The 19,476-nt window shown below is 67.8% G+C and carries 17 protein-coding genes; 6 read left to right on the forward strand and 11 right to left on the reverse strand.

The genetic code is table 11. The annotated features are described in order from the left end of the window. Positions 1 to 93 precede the first annotated feature (93 nt). Positions 94 to 681, forward strand: a complete 588-nt coding sequence (locus AC3WRI_RS04415) for a TetR/AcrR family transcriptional regulator (RefSeq protein ID WP_011617048.1) — start codon at positions 94 to 96, stop codon at positions 679 to 681. Here AC3WRI_RS04415 and AC3WRI_RS04420 read toward each other — a convergent pair. The 8 genes from AC3WRI_RS04420 to AC3WRI_RS04455 all read right to left on the reverse strand — a co-directional run bounded on the left by AC3WRI_RS04420 (position 667) and on the right by AC3WRI_RS04455 (position 9,786). After that, on the reverse strand, positions 667 to 1,428 hold the full coding sequence (locus AC3WRI_RS04420; RefSeq protein ID WP_010814088.1) for an alpha/beta fold hydrolase: 762 nt from the start codon (positions 1,426 to 1,428) through the stop codon (positions 667 to 669). The genes AC3WRI_RS04415 and AC3WRI_RS04420 overlap by 15 nt on opposite strands. Then, positions 1,425 to 2,447, reverse strand: a complete 1,023-nt coding sequence (locus AC3WRI_RS04425) for a M14 family zinc carboxypeptidase (RefSeq protein WP_058697056.1) — start codon at positions 2,445 to 2,447, stop codon at positions 1,425 to 1,427. Before AC3WRI_RS04425 ends, AC3WRI_RS04420 begins: the two co-directional genes overlap by 4 nt. A 4-nt stretch (positions 2,448 to 2,451) precedes the next feature. Next, the gene (locus AC3WRI_RS04430; protein ID WP_492292636.1) at positions 2,452 to 3,153 is read right to left on the reverse strand and encodes an HAD family hydrolase; all 702 of its coding nucleotides are present in this window, start codon (positions 3,151 to 3,153) and stop codon (positions 2,452 to 2,454) included. 124 nt (positions 3,154 to 3,277) lie between these two features. Beyond that, on the reverse strand, positions 3,278 to 4,165 hold the full coding sequence (locus AC3WRI_RS04435) for a LysR substrate-binding domain-containing protein (RefSeq protein WP_492292638.1): 888 nt from the start codon (positions 4,163 to 4,165) through the stop codon (positions 3,278 to 3,280). Between the two features lie 148 nt (positions 4,166 to 4,313). Next, complete coding sequence (locus tag AC3WRI_RS04440; protein WP_492292639.1) at positions 4,314 to 6,470, reverse strand: phosphocholine-specific phospholipase C; 2,157 nt, start codon at positions 6,468 to 6,470, stop codon at positions 4,314 to 4,316. Between the two features lie 49 nt (positions 6,471 to 6,519). After that, positions 6,520 to 6,753, reverse strand: a complete 234-nt coding sequence (locus AC3WRI_RS04445; RefSeq protein ID WP_492292640.1) for a hypothetical protein — start codon at positions 6,751 to 6,753, stop codon at positions 6,520 to 6,522. 84 nt (positions 6,754 to 6,837) lie between these two features. Next, a complete protein-coding gene (locus AC3WRI_RS04450; RefSeq protein ID WP_492292642.1) occupies positions 6,838 to 8,889 on the reverse strand; it encodes a LamG-like jellyroll fold domain-containing protein in 2,052 nt (683 codons plus the stop codon). Positions 8,890 to 9,066: 177 nt separating this feature from the next. After that, a complete protein-coding gene (locus tag AC3WRI_RS04455) occupies positions 9,067 to 9,786 on the reverse strand; it encodes a GntR family transcriptional regulator (RefSeq protein WP_011617054.1) in 720 nt (239 codons plus the stop codon). A 180-nt stretch (positions 9,787 to 9,966) separates the two neighbouring features. Between AC3WRI_RS04455 and AC3WRI_RS04460 the strand changes: the two genes are divergently transcribed. The 5 genes from AC3WRI_RS04460 to AC3WRI_RS04480 all read left to right on the forward strand — a co-directional run bounded on the left by AC3WRI_RS04460 (position 9,967) and on the right by AC3WRI_RS04480 (position 16,645). Further along, on the forward strand, positions 9,967 to 11,187 hold the full coding sequence (locus AC3WRI_RS04460) for a pyridoxal-phosphate-dependent aminotransferase family protein (RefSeq protein WP_010814096.1): 1,221 nt from the start codon (positions 9,967 to 9,969) through the stop codon (positions 11,185 to 11,187). A gap of 118 nt (positions 11,188 to 11,305) precedes the next feature. After that, complete coding sequence (locus AC3WRI_RS04465; protein WP_010814097.1) at positions 11,306 to 12,610, forward strand: MFS transporter; 1,305 nt, start codon at positions 11,306 to 11,308, stop codon at positions 12,608 to 12,610. Between the two features lie 93 nt (positions 12,611 to 12,703). Continuing rightward, a complete protein-coding gene (locus AC3WRI_RS04470) occupies positions 12,704 to 14,230 on the forward strand; it encodes an amidase family protein (protein WP_010814098.1) in 1,527 nt (508 codons plus the stop codon). Positions 14,231 to 14,339: 109 nt separating this feature from the next. Then, entirely contained in the window at positions 14,340 to 15,788 is a 1,449-nt protein-coding gene (locus AC3WRI_RS04475; protein WP_492292643.1) for an MFS transporter, read from the forward strand. Positions 15,789 to 15,880: 92 nt separating this feature from the next. Beyond that, positions 15,881 to 16,645, forward strand: coding sequence for a fumarylacetoacetate hydrolase family protein (locus AC3WRI_RS04480; protein WP_058697059.1), 765 nt, complete (start codon positions 15,881 to 15,883; stop codon positions 16,643 to 16,645). A 25-nt stretch (positions 16,646 to 16,670) separates the two neighbouring features. Here AC3WRI_RS04480 and AC3WRI_RS04485 read toward each other — a convergent pair whose 3' ends face one another. From AC3WRI_RS04485 to AC3WRI_RS04495, 3 genes are read right to left on the reverse strand one after another with little or no spacing between them, the layout of a single operon-like run. Further along, entirely contained in the window at positions 16,671 to 16,820 is a 150-nt protein-coding gene (locus tag AC3WRI_RS04485; RefSeq protein ID WP_010814101.1) for a DUF2474 domain-containing protein, read from the reverse strand. After that, positions 16,820 to 17,827: a cytochrome d ubiquinol oxidase subunit II gene (cydB, locus tag AC3WRI_RS04490; protein WP_011617058.1), complete on the reverse strand. Its 1,008-nt coding sequence runs from the start codon at positions 17,825 to 17,827 to the stop codon at positions 16,820 to 16,822. Before cydB ends, AC3WRI_RS04485 begins: the two co-directional genes overlap by 1 nt. Positions 17,828 to 17,831: 4 nt before the next feature. Continuing rightward, positions 17,832 to 19,265, reverse strand: a complete 1,434-nt coding sequence (locus AC3WRI_RS04495; RefSeq protein WP_011617059.1) for a cytochrome ubiquinol oxidase subunit I — start codon at positions 19,263 to 19,265, stop codon at positions 17,832 to 17,834. Positions 19,266 to 19,476: the final 211 nt, after the last annotated feature.

Here is a 19,476-nt window from a genome sequence, read left to right on the forward strand (position 1 = left end):
GGGCTTTGCTTCGCAAGCGGGTCCCTCATCACGCTGATCGCACAAACGCTGCCGGCCTGAACGGCGCGGCAGCAAGACGATGGAGTTGATGCCATGAACACCCGATCCGTACGCGAGCAACTGGTCGAACATGCGCTGGTGCTGATCCGCCGCAGGGGGTTCAATGGCTTCAGCTACCGCGACCTGGCCGACCTGGTCGGGGTCAAGACCTCGAGCATCCACTATTACTTCCCGTCCAAGGACGACCTGGTGCTGGCAGCGGTGCGCGAATACGGCACCCGCAGGCGGGCGCGCCTGGATGCGATCGACGCCAGCCTGCCGCCCGCGGAGCAGGCGCGGCAATACCTTGCGCCTTTGCGCGCGGGTGCCGGCACCGACCAGGCTTGCCTGGTGGGCATGCTGTCGGCCGACGTGCTGATGCTGCCGGACGCGGTGCGCGCCGCGATGCAGGACTTTATCCGGCTCAATGAGCAATGGCTGGCCAGCTTGTTCGAGCGCGCCGCGGCGCAGCGCAAGTCGCCCTATCCGATTCCGCCGCAGCAGCTGGCGCAGGTGGTGTTCGGGGCGTTGCAGAACGGCTTGATCAGTGCGCGGCTGTTTGGCACGCCGGACCGGCTCGATGCCGCGGCGGCGCTGCTGACCAGCGCCATGCCGGCGGAGCAGGCCTTAGCCGCCGCTTAGTGTCAGTATCACCGAGCCGGCGACGGCATTGCACAGCCACTGCGGGTCATCGTGGGGCAGGTCATGCCCGGCCCAGTGGTGCGTCAGCAACTGCGCGTCCCAGGCTTGCGCGATGCGCGCCGAGCACACCGGGTTGACCAGGCGGTCTGCCGCCGAGGCAAGCAGCAGCGCCGGGCAGCGCGGCGCACTGGCGGGAGCGCGATAGCGGGCAGCGGCCAGCAACTGTGCCAGCGCGGCTTGGCGGCTCACCGGCGCGTCGGCGGCAATGGCCTGCCAGGTCTCGAGATCGCGTGCCAGCGTATCGGTGCGGGCACAGGTGATGGCATGGATGGTCCGCTCGCAGTACGCGCGGTCCTGCCAGCGCTGCGCCACGCGCAGCAGCTTGCCCCAGTTGCGCGGCCGCAGGCGCTGTGCGGGCGTGCAGAACGGCCGCATGCTGGTATTGACCAGCACCAGGCCGCCGACTTCCTCCGGATAGGCGCTGGCCCACTCGGTCGCGGCCATCGCACCCAGCGACATCGCCAGCACGCGGTAGGGGCCGTGCGCGCCGGTGGCCGACAACTGGCGCCGCACCGCGGTGACCATCTCAGGCACGCTCCACGGCGCCGGCTGCGCCGACAGCGCGCCGTTGCCGGGCAGGTCGGGCAGCAGCGGCCGGCCCAGCCCGGCCGCTTCCCAACGCGCCGGCAGGCTTCCCCAGTGGCGCGATTCCCGCGTCAGTCCCCGCAAGAATACCCATCGGCTCATGGCGGCGGCTCCGTCTGCCAGTGTGCGCGTGCCTGCAGCAGCAGGTCGTCACGCTGCGCGCCGCGCGGCCGCCAGCGATCCGGCGCAAAGGCCACGCGGCCCAGGAAGTCGAACAGGCTCACGTGCCGGCGCAGCACGCGCGCGGTGCGGTGCGCCTTGATCGGGTTGAAGATGCCCTCGCGCGAGAACAGCTGGCGCGGGTTCTTCTTGATCCACAGCCACGAGCCCAGTTCCAGCGTCATCGGCAGGAACAGGTTGCCGTGCGGCGTCAGGTCATAGGCATGGTCCCACAGGTCGCCGTGCAGCAGGTACTGGTGGCTTTGCGGCTCGAAGGTGTAGCCGTGGTGCGGGTGGGCCTGCTCGAACAGCGTCTTGAGCAGGTACATCTCGGGCAGGTGCGCCATCGGCCGGCGCGTGCCCGCGTACGGAAACCAGATGCTGTCGCGCCAGCCGTAGCCTGAATGGCAGTCCACCGCAAAGCTGAGCGGGCGCGGCAGCAGTTCTTCCTGCACCACGCGCAGCAGCGCGCGGCTTTCCGTTTCCATCGGCGCGCCCGCCGGGCCGCGGTACCAGGGCAGCCAGGCGCCGATGCGCTGGCCGCCGGCCAGGAAGGGCACACGCGCATCGGCGTCCTGCGGGCCATTGCGCATCAGGTCGACGCCGTTGGGGTTGGCGCGGGTGCCGGCCCACATGCCGCCGGGGTTGACGATCGGCATGAATACCAGCCGCACCGACTGCAGTTCGCGGTGCAGCAGCTCGTCCCACGCCAGCCGGCTCAGCACCGAGCGCAGGTAGTCCAGCACCAGCTGCGTGCCGATGCGTTCCAGCCCGTGGATGCCGCCGAAGATGCCGATCGCCGGCGCGCCCGGATCGCGGCTGCCGAGCGTGGCGACATGGACGCCGAAGCGATGGCCCTGCACCATGGTTTCGCAGACCACCCGCGTATCCAGCACGTGGCTGCCCGTATCCAGCAAGGCCAGCAGCTGGTCGTACTCGGGGAAGCCGGCGTGCGGATGCATGGACTCAGGCGGCCGGCACGCCTGCCGTGCCGAACAGGTGCAAGACCGGCCATCCGCGTGCCTTGGCCGCGTCCCGCAGCGTCGAATCCGGATTGACGGCGACCGGGTGGCCAACGCTTTCGAGCAGCGGCAGGTCGTTGCGGGAGTCGCTATAGAAGGTGGCCTGCGCCAGCGCCGTGTGCGCAATGCCCAGCGTGTCGAGCCACGCCAGCACGCGCAGCACCTTGCCAGGCCCAAAGGCCGGCACGCCGGCCAGCGCGCCGGTGAACTCGCCGTGCGCATCGTGTTCCGCCTCCACCGCCAGCAGGTGCGGCACGCCCAGCTGGCGCGCGATCGGCTCGGTGACAAAACGGCAGGTGGCGGTGACGATGCAGCACAGGTCGCCGGCGGAGAGGTGGCGGGCCAGCAGGTCGCGCGCCGCCGGCTGGATGGCGGGCACGATCACTTTGCGCATGAAGTCCGCGCGCCACTGCGTCAGTCGTTCACGCGGATGGCGCGCCAGCAGGCCCAGGGCAAAGCGCGCATGGGCGGCAAAGTCCAGCCGCCCCGCCTGGTAGGCCGCCAGCCAGCGCGTGTTGTGCGCATCGATTTCGGCAGCCTCGGCGCCGCCCACGGCAACGAGGTAGCGGGCCCATTCATACTCGCTGTCGAGCGGCAGCAGGGTGTGGTCGAGGTCAAACAGGGCGAGGCGGGGGGCAGCGGGCATGCGGGATAGCTCAGTTGGCGAAACCGGCAAGCTTGGCGCGGCGTGGTGACCGCGCGGTGATGAAGGACCCAAGTTTTCCGATACCGGCATTGGCGCTTTATCTTGCGCGGCAGGCATGCGGGTGTCAGGCGGCGTGGGTGGCGGCGGTCGGCTCGTCCAGCGCCACGCAGTCCAGGAAGGCGCCGACCAGCCGGGTCTCGCGCCGGCTCTGCAGGCAGTATAGGTATTCATGCAGCACCGGCGCGCCTTGTGCGAACGGCACCACGCGCAGCAGCGGGTCGCGCGGCACCTCGCCCAGCGGCACCACGCTGGCGCCCAGGCCCTGGCGGATGGCCTCGTAGATGGCCTCGCGGCTGCCGATCACGGTGTGCGGCGGCAGTCCCAGCCCGCCCGCGGCCAGTGCCGTCTCGGTGGCCTTGCGCGTCATCGAGCCGTGCTCGCGCACCAGCAGGTGGCAGCCGCGCAGTTGCGGCAGCTCGACCTGCGCCAGCCGCGCCAGCGCATGGTCCGGATGGGCCACCAGCACCATCGGGTCCGTCGCCAGCCGGATGCAGGCAAGCCGGTCGTCGTCCACCGGGTGCGACGATACCGCGGCGTCGATGCGGTACTCGAACAGCGCCTCCAGCATCTGCTGCGAATTGCCGATGTCCAGGCTCACGTCGATCGCCGGGTAGCGCTGCCGGAACGCCGCCACCGTGCGCAGGATGTAGTAGGGGCCGGTGGCGCCGATGCGCAGGTTGCCGAAGCGCAGGTTGCCGGCGTTGCGCAGCAGGTAGTCGGCATTGCCTTCCTGCTGCATCAGCTGCTCGACCACCGGCATCAGCGCCACGCCCACGTCGCTCAGGTCGACGCGGCTGGCGCGGCGGTGGAACAGCTCAACGCCGTAGGTCTCTTCCAGCTGGCGGATGCGGCCGGTGACGGTGGGCTGGCTGATGCGCAGCTGCCTGGCCGCCATGGTGATGCTGCCCTGGCGCGCCACTTCGAAAAAGGTCATCAGCAGGTCGCCGAGCATGGTTGTCCGCAGGAAAGTTGGGGGGCAGCCCGGACAGGTCCCGGACGACCGCGCAGTGTAGCGGGCCAATATGACAAAACGGCTACGCCCGCCCGCGGCCGGAGCGGCCGGGGGCGGGCGCAGCGCTGCCCGTCAGGCGACTTGCGCGTCAGCCGTTGAGGCCCATCGCCGGATCGGACACGCTGTCCTTGCCGGTCTCGATGCGGCCGGCGAAGCGGCGCGTGAAGCCGCCTTGCGCGGTGGTGACGGTGAAGTCGTACCAGTTGCCCTGGCGGGCCACGGGCCAGTGCTGCTGCAGCTGCATGCCGGCCGGCACCTCGTAGGTCCAGGGACCGTCGGTGCGGTAGGCGTTAGGCTGCACGGTGAAGGTGCAGGGGGCGCTGCCGGTGTTGATCATGTCCACGTACACCGCGGCATTGGCGATGTCATAGCAGACCCGGATCTCCGGCGCGCTGGCACCCGCCGCAGTCACGGCCCCCACGTTGCCGCGGAAGGCGCGGTGGAAGCCGTTGGGGCCAAGCACCCACAGGTCGTACTTGCCGTCGTCGCTGGCAAAGACGTCCCAGCTGCCATGCAGTTCCTTGCCCGGCTCGACCATGTAGCGGCGCGGCACGCGGTCCAGGTGCAGGCGGTCGTAGACGTGGAACACCGCCGCCGCGGTGCCGGTGTTGCTGAACAGCAGCCACACCGCGCGCTGGTCGCGGGCGTCTTCGCGGGCGCTTACGTGCAGCTCATAGGGCAGGGCGCGCGACGGGCGCGTGCCGGTGTCCTGCTGCGGCATCTGCTGGCTGCTGGCCGAAGGCAGCGGCACTTGCGGCAGCACGCCTTGCGCGGTGCGGATGGCATCGGCGCTGGCCTTGTCGCGGTTGGGCAGCGTGGGCAGCGGGTTGGTGTTCGGGCTGACGAAGTTGAAGGCCGAGGTCAGGTCGCCCGCCACCGCGCGGCGGAAGCTGCTGATATTGGTCTCGGCCACGCCAAAGCGGGCTTCCAGGAAGCGCAGCACCGAGGTGTGGTCGGACACCTGCGAGTTGACCCAGCCGCCGCGGCTCCATGGCGAGACCACGTACATCGGCACGCGCGGGCCGGGGCCGTAGGGGCGCTTGTCGACGTGGTACTCCGGCCTGACCTGTTGCGGGTCGAGCGTGGTGGCGCCGGCCAGCATGTCGCCGTCGTAGGCGGGCGCGCACGGCGGCGGCACGTGGTCGAAGTAGCCGTCGTTCTCGTCGAAGTTGATCAGCAGCACGGTCTTGCTCCAGACCGCCGGGTTGGCGGTCAGGGCATTCAGCACCTCTTGCGTATACCACGCGCCCTGTACCGGGCTGGAAGGCCCGGGGTGCTCCGAGTACGTCGCCGGCGCCACGATCCACGACACCTGCGGCAGCTTGCCCGCGGCAACGTCGTCGCGCAGCGATTGCAGGAAGCCGCCGTCAGGCATGGTGTTGGCCACGCCCTTGAGCAGCGGGCTGATGGCGTCGTCGGCGCTGGTGTATGCCGGGTAGGGGCTGCCGTTGGCCTGGTTGCCGCGCGCGGCGTTGGCGTCGCGGTATTGCTTGAAGCCCGCAAGCGGGTTGTCGGTGAAGTTGTCCGGCATGTTCTGGTAGACCTTCCAGCTCACGCCGGCGGCTTCCAGGCGCTCCGGGTAGGTCTTCCAGGTGTAGGCCGGGGCCGACCCCGTGAACGAGTCGCCGCTGTTGTCGATCACCGGCCCGCCGTTGGCGCCGCCGGGGTCGTTGGTGCCGGTCCAGTGGAACAGGCGGTTGGAGTTGGTGCCGCCGTGGAAGCTGCAATGGTAGGCGTCGCAGACGGTGAAGGCATTGGCCAGCGCCACCTGGAAGTCCAGCTCGGCCTCGGTGTAGTAGCCCATCGACTGGGTCTGCTTGTAGGTCGGCCACTTGTTCATGCGGCCCAGGTCCCAGGCGTTCTGCGCATCCGGGTAAGAGTGCGGCGTGCCGCTGACGCGCTGCGCATTGCCGGCGCTGCTGTCGAGGTGGTAAGGCAGCACGGTGCGGGTGGTGCTGCCGTTGGTATAGGTCTGCTGCCAGACGTTCAGGCCGCCCGCCAGCGGGATCGGGAAGCGGTCGCCAAAGCCGCGCACGCCGCGCAGCGTGCCGAAGTAATTGTCGAACGAGCGGTTTTCCTGCATCAGGATGACCACGTGCTCGACGTCGCGTATGGTACCGGTGGCGTTGTTGGCCGGGATTGCCAGCGCGCGGCGGATGGACGGCGGGAAGGCCGCCAGCGCGGCGGTGGCGGCGGCGCTGCCGCCGGCGAGTTTGAGGAAGTTGCGTCTGCTTTGCGGGTTCATGGATTCTGTGCCGGGTGGTTTCTGGAGGGGAGACGGGCCAGGCCCGGCTTCAGGGTGCGCAGCGCAGCTGCGGCTTCACGGCGGGCGTCTCGCCAGGCTGGTCGCTGCCATTCCCCTGGCCGGGGTTGCCGCCGGTACCCGGGGCACCCGGCGTGATCGGTGCCGCGTTGGGCGAGCCGGTGGGGCTGTCGCCGGAGTCGCCGCCGCGGGGGGCGAGCGCTGCGCACATCAGCACGGCGGCGAGCCAGTGCGGCCGCGCCAGGGTGGAAGGTCGGAAAGTCATGGTGTCAATCTCCTGCAGGGGATCGGGCGGGGGGGAAGGGTCGGTGAGGAACCCGTTCCGTGACGAAACGGGCTCCGGCCGGACTTAAGGATTCAGCGTGGACAGCGGCTGGCGTGCGCCGGTGATGGCCTTCAGCTCGTCCAGCGACAGCACGCGCGTCCACATCGCCAGGTCGTTGAAGCCCATCACGCCCTTGAGCGCGCCGGGGTTGTTGCCCACGTAGTTGTGCGTGGCATCGTCGTTCACGCCCCAGCCGGTGCCGAGCCCGGCCAGCTTGGTCACGTCGGTGTTGGTGATCGCCTTGTTCTCGGTCTTCTGCAGGCCCAGCACCGGATCGATGACATAGGCGCTGAAGCGCCTGGCTGTCGCATCGACCGACAGCGCCAGGTAGGCCCACTGGTTGGCCGACACCTTCATGCCGTTGATGTCGTCGCGTTTGCCGCTGCCGCTGCCCAGGTTGAAGCGGATCTCGCAGCTGCCGAACAGCGCGACGGCAATGCCGGGGTTGCCGCCCGAGATGTAGTTCTTGTTGGACAGGATGGGCTCGCCGGTGCCGTTGCCCTGGGCGCAGTCGGTGCGGAACCAGAAGCCGATGGTGAACTGCGGGCTCTGCGTGATATCGGCAGCGTTGTACGCCAGCTTGTAGCTGTCGACACGCGAGTCCAGCTGCAGCGACTGGCTGCTGAAGTTGTCGGCAGCCAGCGTGCCGCCGTCAAGGCTTGCCGCCCACGGGCCGAGCGTGGCGGCGTTCTTCGCATCGGCGAACGGCTTGCTGTCGAGGCTGAAGTACGTGGCCAGCCCATTGAGCAGCGTCGGCGCCAGCATGACCGGCTTGACGTAGTGGATCTGCGCCAGGTACGACACCGGCACGTCATTGCGCACCAGCGTGTAGTTGAACTGGTACAGGCCCGTGGCCATGTTGAAGGCCTTGTCGGTGAACTGCCGCACCTCAGGTCCCAGTGAGGCGATCTGCACGCCGTCGCGCAGCACGCGGGTGACGCCGAAGGCTTCGGTCGGGTTCTGCCAGCTCAGCGTGATGGCGTCGTTGTACTGGCTGATGCTGGCGCCGATGGCTCGCACGCCTGCGTTGGCGGTGGTCAGCGCCGAACCGTCCAGCCGCGTGGTGGCCGGGTCAAGCGCCACGCCGGCGTGGGCCAGCACGGTCGGGACGAGATCGGCTTCGGTCGGCAGCGCCGACAGGTCCGCCGGGGTGTCCGGCGCTGCTGCGCCAGGTTTGGCCAGTGCGCCGTTGAGCGCCTTGTTGGTGGCGAGGAAGGCGGTGCGGTTCTCCACCGTCGGCACCGTGGTGGTGGCGCCGGTGGCATCCAGGCCGTGGCTGGTGGTGACCATCACCAGCCAGTCTTCACCCGGCTGCCCCTGGCTGCGCGCGGCGACGGCGCCGAGCAGCTCGCCCAGCGCCTTGTCGATGCCGGCCAGGGCCGTGGCATAGGCGCCGTTGCCGAAGCCGCCGGCTTCTGCCGCCTGTGCCGGCGCGCTGTATTGCGCAAACACTACGCCATAGCCGGACTGCACCTGCCGCACGGCGTTCTGCGTGACGCAGCTGTCGACCCCGGCGCAGTCAACCAGCGTATCGAGCATGCCCGCTTCCTGCTCGGCCTTGAGCAGGCCCGGCAGCACCCCCGAACTGGTGGATGCGCCTTGCTGCAGGCCGGGTTTGCCGGCCGCGCGCAGGTAGCGGAATACGGTGGGGGCCTGCAGTGCGGTGCTGCCGGTATCGTCTTCGATGCCGTGGCGGTTGGCCCAGGCGCCGGTCAGCACCGTGGCCCAGCTGGGCGCGTCCAGCGGCGGCTGCGCGGTGATGGTGCCGGGCATGCCGCCGGTGGCGGTGGGCACCAGGTTCAGCCGGGCCAGGTTGGGCAGCTCGCGCCGCAGCAGCGCGCCCTGCACCTGGGCATAGGTGGCACCGTCCACGCCGACCAGCAGCACGCGCGGGCCGCCGGCACCGGCAGGCGGCGGGGTCTTGATGGTGGTGTCGTTCGGTGCGGTTGTCGGCGCGGTGTCATCGCCGCCGCCGCAGCCGGCCAGTGTTGCCGCCAGTGCGGCGATCATGGTGGCGGCCAGCACACGGCCGCGCGACATCCCCGCCAGCCTGTCCGGTGCAAGGTTCCCTGCCATCTTTGATTCCCCTGTTCATCTGCGTTGTTGTGCGCCGGCGGCAGGTGCCGCGTGGCGGATTGCGTTTGCCGCAATGCGCTCGCAGAGTAAGAACCGGGGTTGTCACCGTGGTGACAGCGGGGCAAAGAATGCTGATGGGGCTATTCGGATTCTTGGGGTGAGGGTGGCGCCAGCGTCCTATGCCTGGGGCGTGCCAACGGCATCGCCTGCCTGGATCAGCAGCACCGCGTCGCGCTTGTCCAGCAGGTGCTGGCGCAGGATGGCCGCAAGCCGCTTGCCGTCGCGTGCTTCAAGTGCCTGCAGCATCTCTTCGTGGTCGCGGATGGCGCTGTCCCACTTCGGCTTCTGATAGTTGGAGCGGAAGCGCAGTGCCTGCAGTCGCCGGTTCACAGACAGATAGGTCTGGCGCAGCGCCGAATTGCGGGCCGCCAGGTTGATGCGGTCATGGATCTGGTGGTTGATGCGGTAATAGCCGGGCAGGTCGTCATTTGCCCGGCAGGCCAGCATCGCATAGTGCAGGGCCTTGATCTCGGCCAGTTCCACGGTCGTGATGCGTTCACAGGCCAGTTCGCCGGAAAACGCTTCCAGCCCGCTCATCAGCTCAAACGTGTCCTGGATCTCCGCCCCGGACAGGCGCGAAACGGTTGCCCCGCGGTTGGGCGAGATATCGATCAGGCCCTCTGCCGCCAGCACCTTCAGGGCCTCGCGCAGCGGCGTGCGGGAGATGCCCAGGGTCTCGCACAGTTCGCGCTCATTGAGCTTCCTGCCCGGTTCCAGGGTGCCCTCGACGATGAACGTGCGCAGGTGGGCCACCACGGTGTCGTGCAAGCGTTGCCGTTCGAGCCTGGGCAGTACGGGGGCCGGCGAATCCGTGCCAGAAGTTGCGACAATTTGCATTCAAAATTCCTATCGCGTGATTGCGTTCAATTTTAGCAGACCCTTAACTGGAACTCAAAAACGCAAGTAAACCATTGTATTGTGGGGTAAACGCTAGAGAATTTCGGCGCAATCCCGGCTGTTTTCCCGTCACTCCTCTGATAAAGTATTTTGCATTCAAAACTCAACAAGAGGAGTCAAATGCTTAATCTCAACTTCCATCCGGCCGGCCGCCACTTCCTGCAGATCCCCGGGCCGAGCCCGGTTCCCGATCGCATCCTGCGCGCCATCAGCTATCCGACCATCGATCATCGCGGCCCGGAATTCGGCGCGCTGGGCCTCAAGGTGCTGGACGGCATCAAGAAGATCTTCAAGACCGAGCAGCCGGTGGTGATCTATCCGGCTTCGGGCACGGGGGCCTGGGAAGCGGCGCTGTCGAACACGCTGAGCCCTGGCGACACGGTGCTGATGTTCGAGACCGGCCACTTCGCCACACTGTGGAAGAAGATGGCCGAGAACCTGGGTATCAAGCCCGAATTCCTCGGCCTGCCGGGCGTGGAGGGCTGGCGCCACGGGGTGCAGGCCGACATGATCGAGGCCCGCCTGCGTGCCGACAGCGCGCATGTGATCAAGGCGGTGTGCGTGGTGCACAACGAGACCTCGACTGGCGTGACCTCGGATATCGCCGCCGTGCGCCGCGCCATCGATGCGGCCGGACACCCGGCGCTGCTGCTGGTCGACACCATCTCGGGGCTGGCGTCCGCCGATTACCGGCATGACGAGTGGGGCGTGGATGTGACCGTGTCCGGCTCGCAGAAGGGCCTGATGCTGCCGCCTGGCATCAGCTTCAATGCGGTCTCGCCCAAGGCCATCGCAGCTTCCCGCACGGCCCGGCTGCCGCGCAGCTTCTGGGGCTGGGATGAAATCATCGAGATGAACCGGACCGGCTACTGGCCCTATACCCCCAGCACGAACCTGCTTTATGGCCTGTCCGAAGCCCTCGACATGATCCTTGAGGAAGGGCTGGACAACGTCTTCACCCGCCACCAGCGCCTGGCCGAAGCCTGCCGCCGCGCGGTCAAGGCCTGGGGCCTGGAGATCCAGTGCGCGGACCCGGCCGTCTACAGCCCGGTGCTGACCGGCGTGATGATGCCCGAGGGGATCGACGCGGACGTGGTGCGCAGGAACATCTATGACCGCTTCAACATGTCGCTCGGCGCCGGCCTGGGCAAGGTCAAGGGCCGCATGTTCCGTATCGGCCATCTGGGCGACTGCAACGACCTCACGCTGATGGCCACGCTGGCCGGCTGCGAGATGGGCCTGAAGATCTCGGGCGTTTCGCTCGCGGGCAGCGGCACCGTTGCCGCCATGGACTATCTCGCCACGCACGCGACGCCGCTGCCGCTCAAGGCTGCCGCCTGACGCAGTCACTGCCTTCCGAGACGGGGGCGGGCGCCGCGCGTGCGCAACGCCCCCGCCGGACTGGTCGCAACGGATCAGCGCAGCACTGCCGTACCTGACAAAAAACAGAGGAGACGCTGTGGATACAACCCTGCAGGCGGGAACAAAGATCAGGACGTTCGAGGATGCGACCTATCGCAAGGTGAGCTGGAGGCTGGTGCCATTCCTGATGGTCTGCTTCCTGATCGCTTATCTCGATCGCGTCAACGTAGGTTTTGCCAAGCTCCAGATGTCGCAGCAGCTGGGCTTCAGCGAAACCGTCTACGGGCTGGGCGCCGGGATTTTCTTTATCGGCTACTTCCTGTTCGAGGTGCCGAGCAACCTGGCATTGCACAAGTTCGGCGCCAAGGTGTGGATCGGCCGGATCATGATCACGTGGGGGATACTCTCTGCGTGCTTTGCGTTCGTGCAGACGCCAACCCAGTTCTACACGCTGCGCTTCCTGCTGGGCCTGGCCGAAGCCGGCTTCACGCCAGGCATCGTGTACTACCTGTCGTGCTGGTACCCGTCGCACCGGCGTGCCAAGATCATGGCCATCTACTGCATGGGCTCACCGCTGTCCGGCATCATCGGCAACCCGCTGTCCGGCTTCCTGATGGGCAGCATGGCCGGCGTGTCTGGCCTGGGCGGCTGGCAATGGATGTTCGTCATCGAGGCGGTGCCGGCGGTGCTGCTGGGGTGCTTCTGCTTCTATTACCTGGACAACTCCATTGCCAAGGCCAAATGGCTGACCAGCGCGGAGAAGCAAGTCCTTGAACTGGCCAAGTCGGAAGACGTCAAGGCGGTGGACCCGCAGGCACGCGTCGGCAAGGTGTTTACCGATCCGCGCGTCTGGCTGATCAGCCTGATCTGCTTCTGCTATGTCACTGGCCAGTACGGCATCACGCTCTGGCTGCCCACGTTCATCAGGTCGACCGGTGTCAGCGACCCGCTCCATATCGGCATGCTGAGCGCGATACCGTATATGGCGGCCATTGTCTCGATGTACTTCTTCGGCCGCAGCGCCGACAAGCACCGCGAGCGGCGCTGGCATTTGATCATCCCGTGCATGATGGGCGCGATCGGTTTCCTGGCGTTGCCCTGGGTCATGCACAACACCGCGCTGTCCCTGGTGTTCCTGTCGATCGCCGCAGCCGGCATCCTGACCTGCACGCCGCTGTTCTGGTCCCTGCCAACGGCTTTCCTCAGCGGCGCGGCGTTGGCCACGGCCATCGCCATGAGCAACTCGATCGGCAACCTTGCCGGCTTTACCAGCGGCTACATGATCGGCTACCTGCGCGACGTGACCCAGAGCGGCAACAGTGCTTACTACATGATTGCCGGGATGCTGATGCTGGGTGCGTTCTGCATCTGGACAATACCTGCCCGCCTGGTCAACCGATAGCGAGACAAGGCGGGGTGCGGCACCGTGCCGCTGCCCCGCCTGCCCATCATCTCGCAAACACTTCGCGCCCTTGCCGGCGCATGGAAGGCTCTCATGACAAACTCGTACCAACCGGTGCCAGACGGCCCCGGCCATCACGCGCCGTTCAGCGTGGTGGAAGCCACCGTTGCCAGCGCGCATGCCGCGATGCGCGACGGCAGGCTGACGGCGCGCCAACTGGCCAGCGCCTGCCTCGCGCGCATCTCGGCCTATGACCAGGACGGTCCCGCCCTGCGCAGCATCCTGCAGCGCAACCCGCAGGCGCTGGAAGAGGCCGGCCGCATCGACGCCGTGGCGGGCCGCAACCCCACACGGCCGCTGGCGCCGCTGCATGGCATCCCGGTGCTGGTCAAGGACAACATCGAATGCGGCGGCATGGAAACCACCGCCGGCGCCGCCTGCCTGCGCGGCAACCTGTCCGCCGACGATGCCTTCGTCATCCGCCGGCTGCGCGAGGCGGGTGCCATCGTCCTGGCCAAGACCAACCTGCACGAGCTTGCCTCCGGCGGCGAGACGGTCAGCACCTTGTCCGGCCAGACCCTCAATCCCTATGACCTGACCCGCACGCCCGGCGGTTCCAGCGGCGGCACCGGCGCCGGCATCGCAGCCAGCTTCGGCCTGCTCGGCATCGGCACCGACGGGGTCAATTCCATCCGCTCGCCGGCCTCGGCCAACAACCTGGTCGGCCTGCGTCCGACCATGGGCCTGGTCAGCCGGGCCGGGCTGGTCCCTTGCGGGCTGACGCAGGACACCATCGGCCCGATCACCCGTACCGTCGCCGATACGGCGCTGCTGCTCGATGTCATCGCCGGCCATGACCCGGCCGACCCGGTCACCAGCCAGGGCGCGCCCCACATCCCGGCGAGCTATGCCGCCAGCCTCGACCGCGACGGACTCAGGGGGGCGCGCATCGGCGTGTTGCGCCATTTCTTCGGCGACCAGGATGTGCATCGTCCCGTCAACGCCGTGATGCAGGCAGCGCTGGCCACCATCGCTGCACAAGGCGCCGAGCTGATCGCGATTGAAGACGCCATCAGCCCGGACGAGCTGCTCGCGTCCACGCTTGTGCACCACTACGAGATGGAGCGCGATCTCGATGCCTACCTGGCGGGGCTGCCCCCCGGCGTCCCGGTGCGATCGATGCAGGACATCATCGCTGCCGGTTCTGTCCATCCAAGCGTGGCGGGCACCCTTACCACCGCGGCAGCGCTGAGCGAGCGGGAAGGGGAGTACCGCGAACGCCTGCAGCGCCAGCAGGCATTGCGCCAGCGGCTGCAGGACCTGATGGCGCGGCATCGGCTTGACGCGCTGGCATTTCCGCACCAGCGGCGCCTGGTGGCGCCGGTCGGCGAGACCCAGGCGGAGCGCAATGGCGTGCTCGCGTCGGCCACCGGCTTTCCGGCCATCGTGATTCCGGCCGGATTCTCGGCGCCGGACGGCAATGCCCCCCAAGGCGTACCGGTCGGGCTGGAGTTCTTTGGCCTGCCTTTCACCGAACCCGTGCTGATACGGCTGGCCTATGCGGCCGAGCAGGCCTTGCGCGCGCGCCGGCCGCCGCATTCGACGCCGGCGCTGGAATAGGCGCGCGCCGGAACGACGTTTTATCGCTGCTCTACAAACGCCCGCCGGACACGGCGGCGACAAGGTCGCGGACATAGCGCGACAACCTCGAAACGAGGAGGAGACAAAGATGGGCGCAGAAACAGTAGTTCAATCGCCGAATTCCCCACAGCAGCATGAGCTCGACCGGGCCATGGATGGCATCGGGGTGACGGCATCGCACAAGAAGATCATCCTCATGATCATGCTCGGGGTGATGTTCGATGTCTTCGAACAGAACGCCGTCGGCCTGATCGGCCCCATGCTGCGCGAGCAGTGGGGCATCTCGGTGGCGGAGATCGGCTTTCTCAATACGCTGACCTTCAGTGCCGCCGCGCTGGGACGCATCGGCTCCGGCTATATCGCGGACCGCTACGGCAGGCGCACGATGCTGAGCGCCAACCTGCTGCTGTTCACGCTGGGCGCCATCATCTGCGCGCTGGCACCGAACTATGGCGTGCTGGCGGCGGGCCGCTTTATCGTCGGTATCGGCCTGGGCGGGGAGATCTCGATCGCCGTGACCATGCTGGCCGAGCTGTGCTCGACGCGCTTCCGCGGTACCGCGGTAGGCCTGGTCAGCGTAGGTAGCGGTGGCCTGGGCAATATGCTGGCGCCGGCCTTCGGCCTGGCGGTCTTCGCCATGTTCCCGGGTCCGGACAGCTGGCGCTGGCTCTTTGCCTGCCTGGTGCTGCCGGCATTCTTCGTCGTGTTCTACCGGCGCTTTATTCCGGAGACGCCGCGCTTCCTGCTGTCCAAGGGGCGCGTGGACGAGGCCAACCGGGTGCTGTCGGTGCTGGCATCCGGCCGCCTGGGCAAGCTCGACGGCGAGCCGACGCCCTATATCAAGGCCGCGATCCAGGACGACGCGCCGCGCACCAGGGTGCGCCTGAGCGATATCTTCAAGGGCCGCCTGGGACGGCGCACGATCGCGCTGGGGATTGCGGTGTCCATGACGTACGGCGCGCAGATCTCGGTGCTGACGCTGATGCCGACCATCCTGATGTCGCAGGGCTACACCATCTCCAAGAGCTTTCTCTTCACCATGGTGATGCAGAGCGGCAGCCTGTTCGGGGCGCTCGCGGCCTCATACTGCGGCTATCACTTTCCGCGCAAGCGGGTGCTGACGACAGGCGCGGGGCTGGCCTGCGCGGCCGGGTTGTGCTTCGGCTTCCTGACGTATAACGTGGGCCTGGTGCTGCTGTTTGGCGCGTGCTTCACGTTCTGCGTGGTGTTGCTGAACACGTCAATCTGGATCTTCGCGCCGGAGCAGTATCCCACCCACGTGCGCGCATTCGGCACCTCGCTGATCCTGGCGCTGGGCACCCTGGCCGGGGCGCTGACGCCGCTGATCAGCGGGCGCGTGTTCGAAACCTACGGCGTTGGCGGCATGTTCAGCATGCTCGCGGCGATGTACGCAGTGTTTGCGCTGGCCGTGCAGTTCGCGCCGGAAACCTTCGGCCGCGCCATGGGCGAGACCGCCGCCGACGACGAAGCCGCGCCTGCGGTCAGTGGCACCGCGGCCAGCGCCAGTGGCACCTGAGACCGGCCCGCTCCCGGCAGCGTGCTGCGCGCGCTTGCCGGGAGCGGGATGCCGGGCGATATTCATCCCTCATTCAAGGAAATACCCAAGGCATGACATCTTCCAATATCGATCGGGTCGCGCAGGCCCTGCTCAGCGCGCGTAGCGAACAGGGCTGCGCCGATGCAGAGCAATTCGCCACCGTGCTTGAGAATGCGGAACAGGCCTACGCCGTGCAGTCGGCCGTGGCCCGCGCGCTTGGCTGGCAAGCGACAGGCGCCGGCTACTGGAAATCCGGCGGCGCCTCGCGCGAGGCGGTGCTGACGCATGCCGAACTGCCGCTTGCGGGGGTCTGGACCAGCCCCGCGCATGCCGGCGACTGGCCTTTCACATGGCGCGGCATCGAGGCAGAGATTGCGTTGCGGCTGGGGCAGGGCGTTGACGCCGCGCAGGCTGCCGCCCTCGACTACGCCGGCGCGGCCGGGCTGATCGATGCGATGGCGGTGTCGATTGAAGTCGTCGATTCGCGCTGGCGGCAGTACCTCGCCGCGCCCGCGCTGCTGAAGCTGGCCGACCTGCAGTCCCACGGCGCACTGGTGCTTGGCCAGTGGCGTGACTATGCGGCGCGGGACTGGGCGGCACAGCATTGCCGGGTGCGGATCGGCACGCAAACCATCGAGCGCCGCGGCACCCACGCGCTGGGCGATCCGGCCTTTGGGCTGGCCGCCTGGCTGCGCCACGCCACGCGCGACGGGCGACGCGTAGAGGCCGGCACGGTCGTCACCACCGGCACCTGGGTCGGCATCCTGGACGCATCGGCAGGCGACCTGGTGACCGCGGAGTTCGATGGCATCGGCGAGGCCTCGGTCCAGCTCTGAGGACGGCGTTGCCCTTGACGGGGCGTCAGCTGCGCAAGCCGACGCCCTGCATGATGATCCGCAGCACCCACGCGGCCACGCCCAGTGCCGCCACGCTGGCGGCCCAGATCAGCACCAGCCAGCCGATGCGCCGCAGCCAGGTGCCGGCCCCCGGGCGCTGTGTATCCATATCCATCAGTGGTAGCCCTCGCCGTGGCGCACCTTGCCGCGGAAAACGTAGTAGGCCCACACCGTGTACATCAGGATGAAGGGGATGATGAACAGCGCCCCCACCAGCGCAAAGCCCTGGCTTTGCGGCGGCGCGGCGGCGTCCCAGATCGAGATTCCCGGCGGGATGATATTGGGCCAGACGCTGATGGCCAGCCCGCTGTAGCCCAGGAACACCAGCCCCAGCGCGTACATGAACGGCGAGATATCCGGCTCATGCCGCAGCACGCGCATCAGCATGAACATGCACAGCGCCACCAGGATCGGCACCGGCGAGAACCAGAACAGGTTGGGCAGGCTGAACCAGCGCTCGGCAATCTCGGGATGCGTCAGCGGCGTCCACAGGCTGATCACCGCGATCACCGCCAGCAGCAGCCACGCCAGCGAGCCGGTCAGCCTGATCATGCGCTGTTGCAAGGCGCCCTCGGTCTTCATGATCAGCCAGGTGCTGCCCAGCACCGTGTAGGCCACCATCAGCCCCACGCCGCAGAACAGCGGGAAGGGCGTGAGCCAGTCCAGCGGCCCGCCGGCAAAGCGGTGGCCCTCCAGCTTGATGCCGTCGATATAGGCGCCCAGCGCCACGCCCTGGAAGAAACTGGCCGTGCCCGAGCCCAGGATGAAGGCGGCGTCCCACACCGGGCGCTCGCGGTCGTTGGCCTTGAAGCGGAACTCGAACGCCACGCCGCGGAAGATCAGGCCCAGCAGCATCAGCATCAGCGGCAGGTAGAGCGCGCTCAGCACCACTGAATACGCCAGCGGGAACGCCGCCAGCAGTCCGGCGCCGCCCAGCACCAGCCAGGTCTCGTTGCCGTCCCAGACCGGTGCCACCGTGTTCATCATCACGTCGCGGTCATGCCGGTCCGGCACGAACGGATAGAGCATGCCGATGCCCAGGTCGAAGCCGTCCATCACCACGTACATCATCACGCCGAAGAAGATGATGAAGATCCAGAGAAGCGAGAGGTCGATGCCCATGGTGTCAGCTCCGGGTGCGTGCAGTGGTGGCGGGGGCGAGCGCTTCGTCGTCATCCACGGCCGACAATGGCCGTGCCGGCGTATGCCCGCGTCCGGGGCCGCCTTCCGGTTTGGCTTCTTCCAGCGCCGGACCCTTGCGCACCAGCCGCATCATGTAGGCGATGCCGACGCCGAACACGAAGAGGTAGGCCACCACGAAGATCGCCAGCGTCGTTGCCAGTTCGGGCACGCCGTGCGGCGACACCGCGTCGGCGGTGCGCTGCAGCCCGTAGACTACCCACGGCTGGCGTCCGACCTCGGTGGTGAACCAGCCGGCCAGGATGGCGATCAGGCCGGTGGGCCCCATCCACAACGCCATATGCAGGAAGCCGCGCGAGCGGTACATGCGCTCGCCCCGGCGCAGCAGCAGGCTCCACACGCCCAACAGGATCATCAGCAGCCCCAGCCCCACCATCACGCGGAACGACCAGAACAGAATGGTGGAATTGGGCCGGTCCTGCGGCGCGAACTCCTTCAGGCCCTTGATCTGTCCGTCCCAGGAATGGGTCAGGATCAGGCTGCCCAGGCGCGGCACCTCGACCGCGAAGCGCGTCTCTTCGCGCGCCATGTCGGGCCAGCCGAACAGCAGCAGCGGCAGGCCTTCATTGCCTTTGTTCTCCCAGTGGCCTTCCAGCGCGGCGATCTTGGCGGGCTGGTGCTTGAGCGTGTTCAGGCCGTGCATGTCGCCGATCACGGCCTGGATCGGCGCGACGATCAGCAGCATCCACATCGCCATCGACAGCATCTTGCGGATGGCGGGGTTGTCGCGCCCGCGCAGCAGGTGCCAGGCGGCGGACGCGCCGACGAACAGCGCGGTGGCCAGGAATGCCGCCACGCTCATATGCACCAGGCGGTAGGGAAACGACGGGTTGAAGATGACTTCGAACCAGTTGGTCGGCACTACGCGGCCGTTGATGATCTCGAAGCCCGCCGGCGTCTGCATCCAGCTGTTGGAGGCCAGGATCCAGGTGGCGGAGATCAGCGTGCCGAGCGCCACCATCACCGTGGCAAAGAAATGCAGCCCCGGCCCGACGCGGTTCCAGCCGAACAGCATCACGCCCAGGAAGCCCGCTTCCAGGAAGAAGGCGGTCAGCACCTCATAGGTCAGCAGCGGCCCGGTGATGCTGCCCGCGAACTCCGAGAAGAAGCTCCAGTTGGTGCCGAACTGATAGGCCATCACCAGCCCGGACACCACCCCCATGCCGAAATTGACGGCAAAGATCTTGGACCAGAAGTGGTAGAGGTCTCGGTAATGCGGGCGCTGCGTGCGCAGCCAGCAGCCTTCCAGCACCGCCAGGTAGGCGGCCAGGCCAATGGTGATCGCCGGAAAAATGATGTGGAAGGAAATCGTGAACGCAAACTGCGTGCGGGCGAGGTCTAGCGCGGTCAAACCAAACATTGTTGTTCTCCGTGGCGCTGGCCTGGCGCACGCCTGGGACGGGCGCGGCGCTGCCGTCTGGCAGGCCGGGGCTGGTCGGCAGGGAGCGCCGGGGCGCGGGCCGTAGGCGCGTGCGGTAAGAGTAGTGTACGCCGCGCGCGCAGCAAAGGGCACCGTTGCTGCCGGTGGCGTACGGGTGACATATCGCCGCACCCCGTGCCGCCGGCGCCGC

This window comes from Cupriavidus sp. FW305-27, assembly GCF_058787995.1.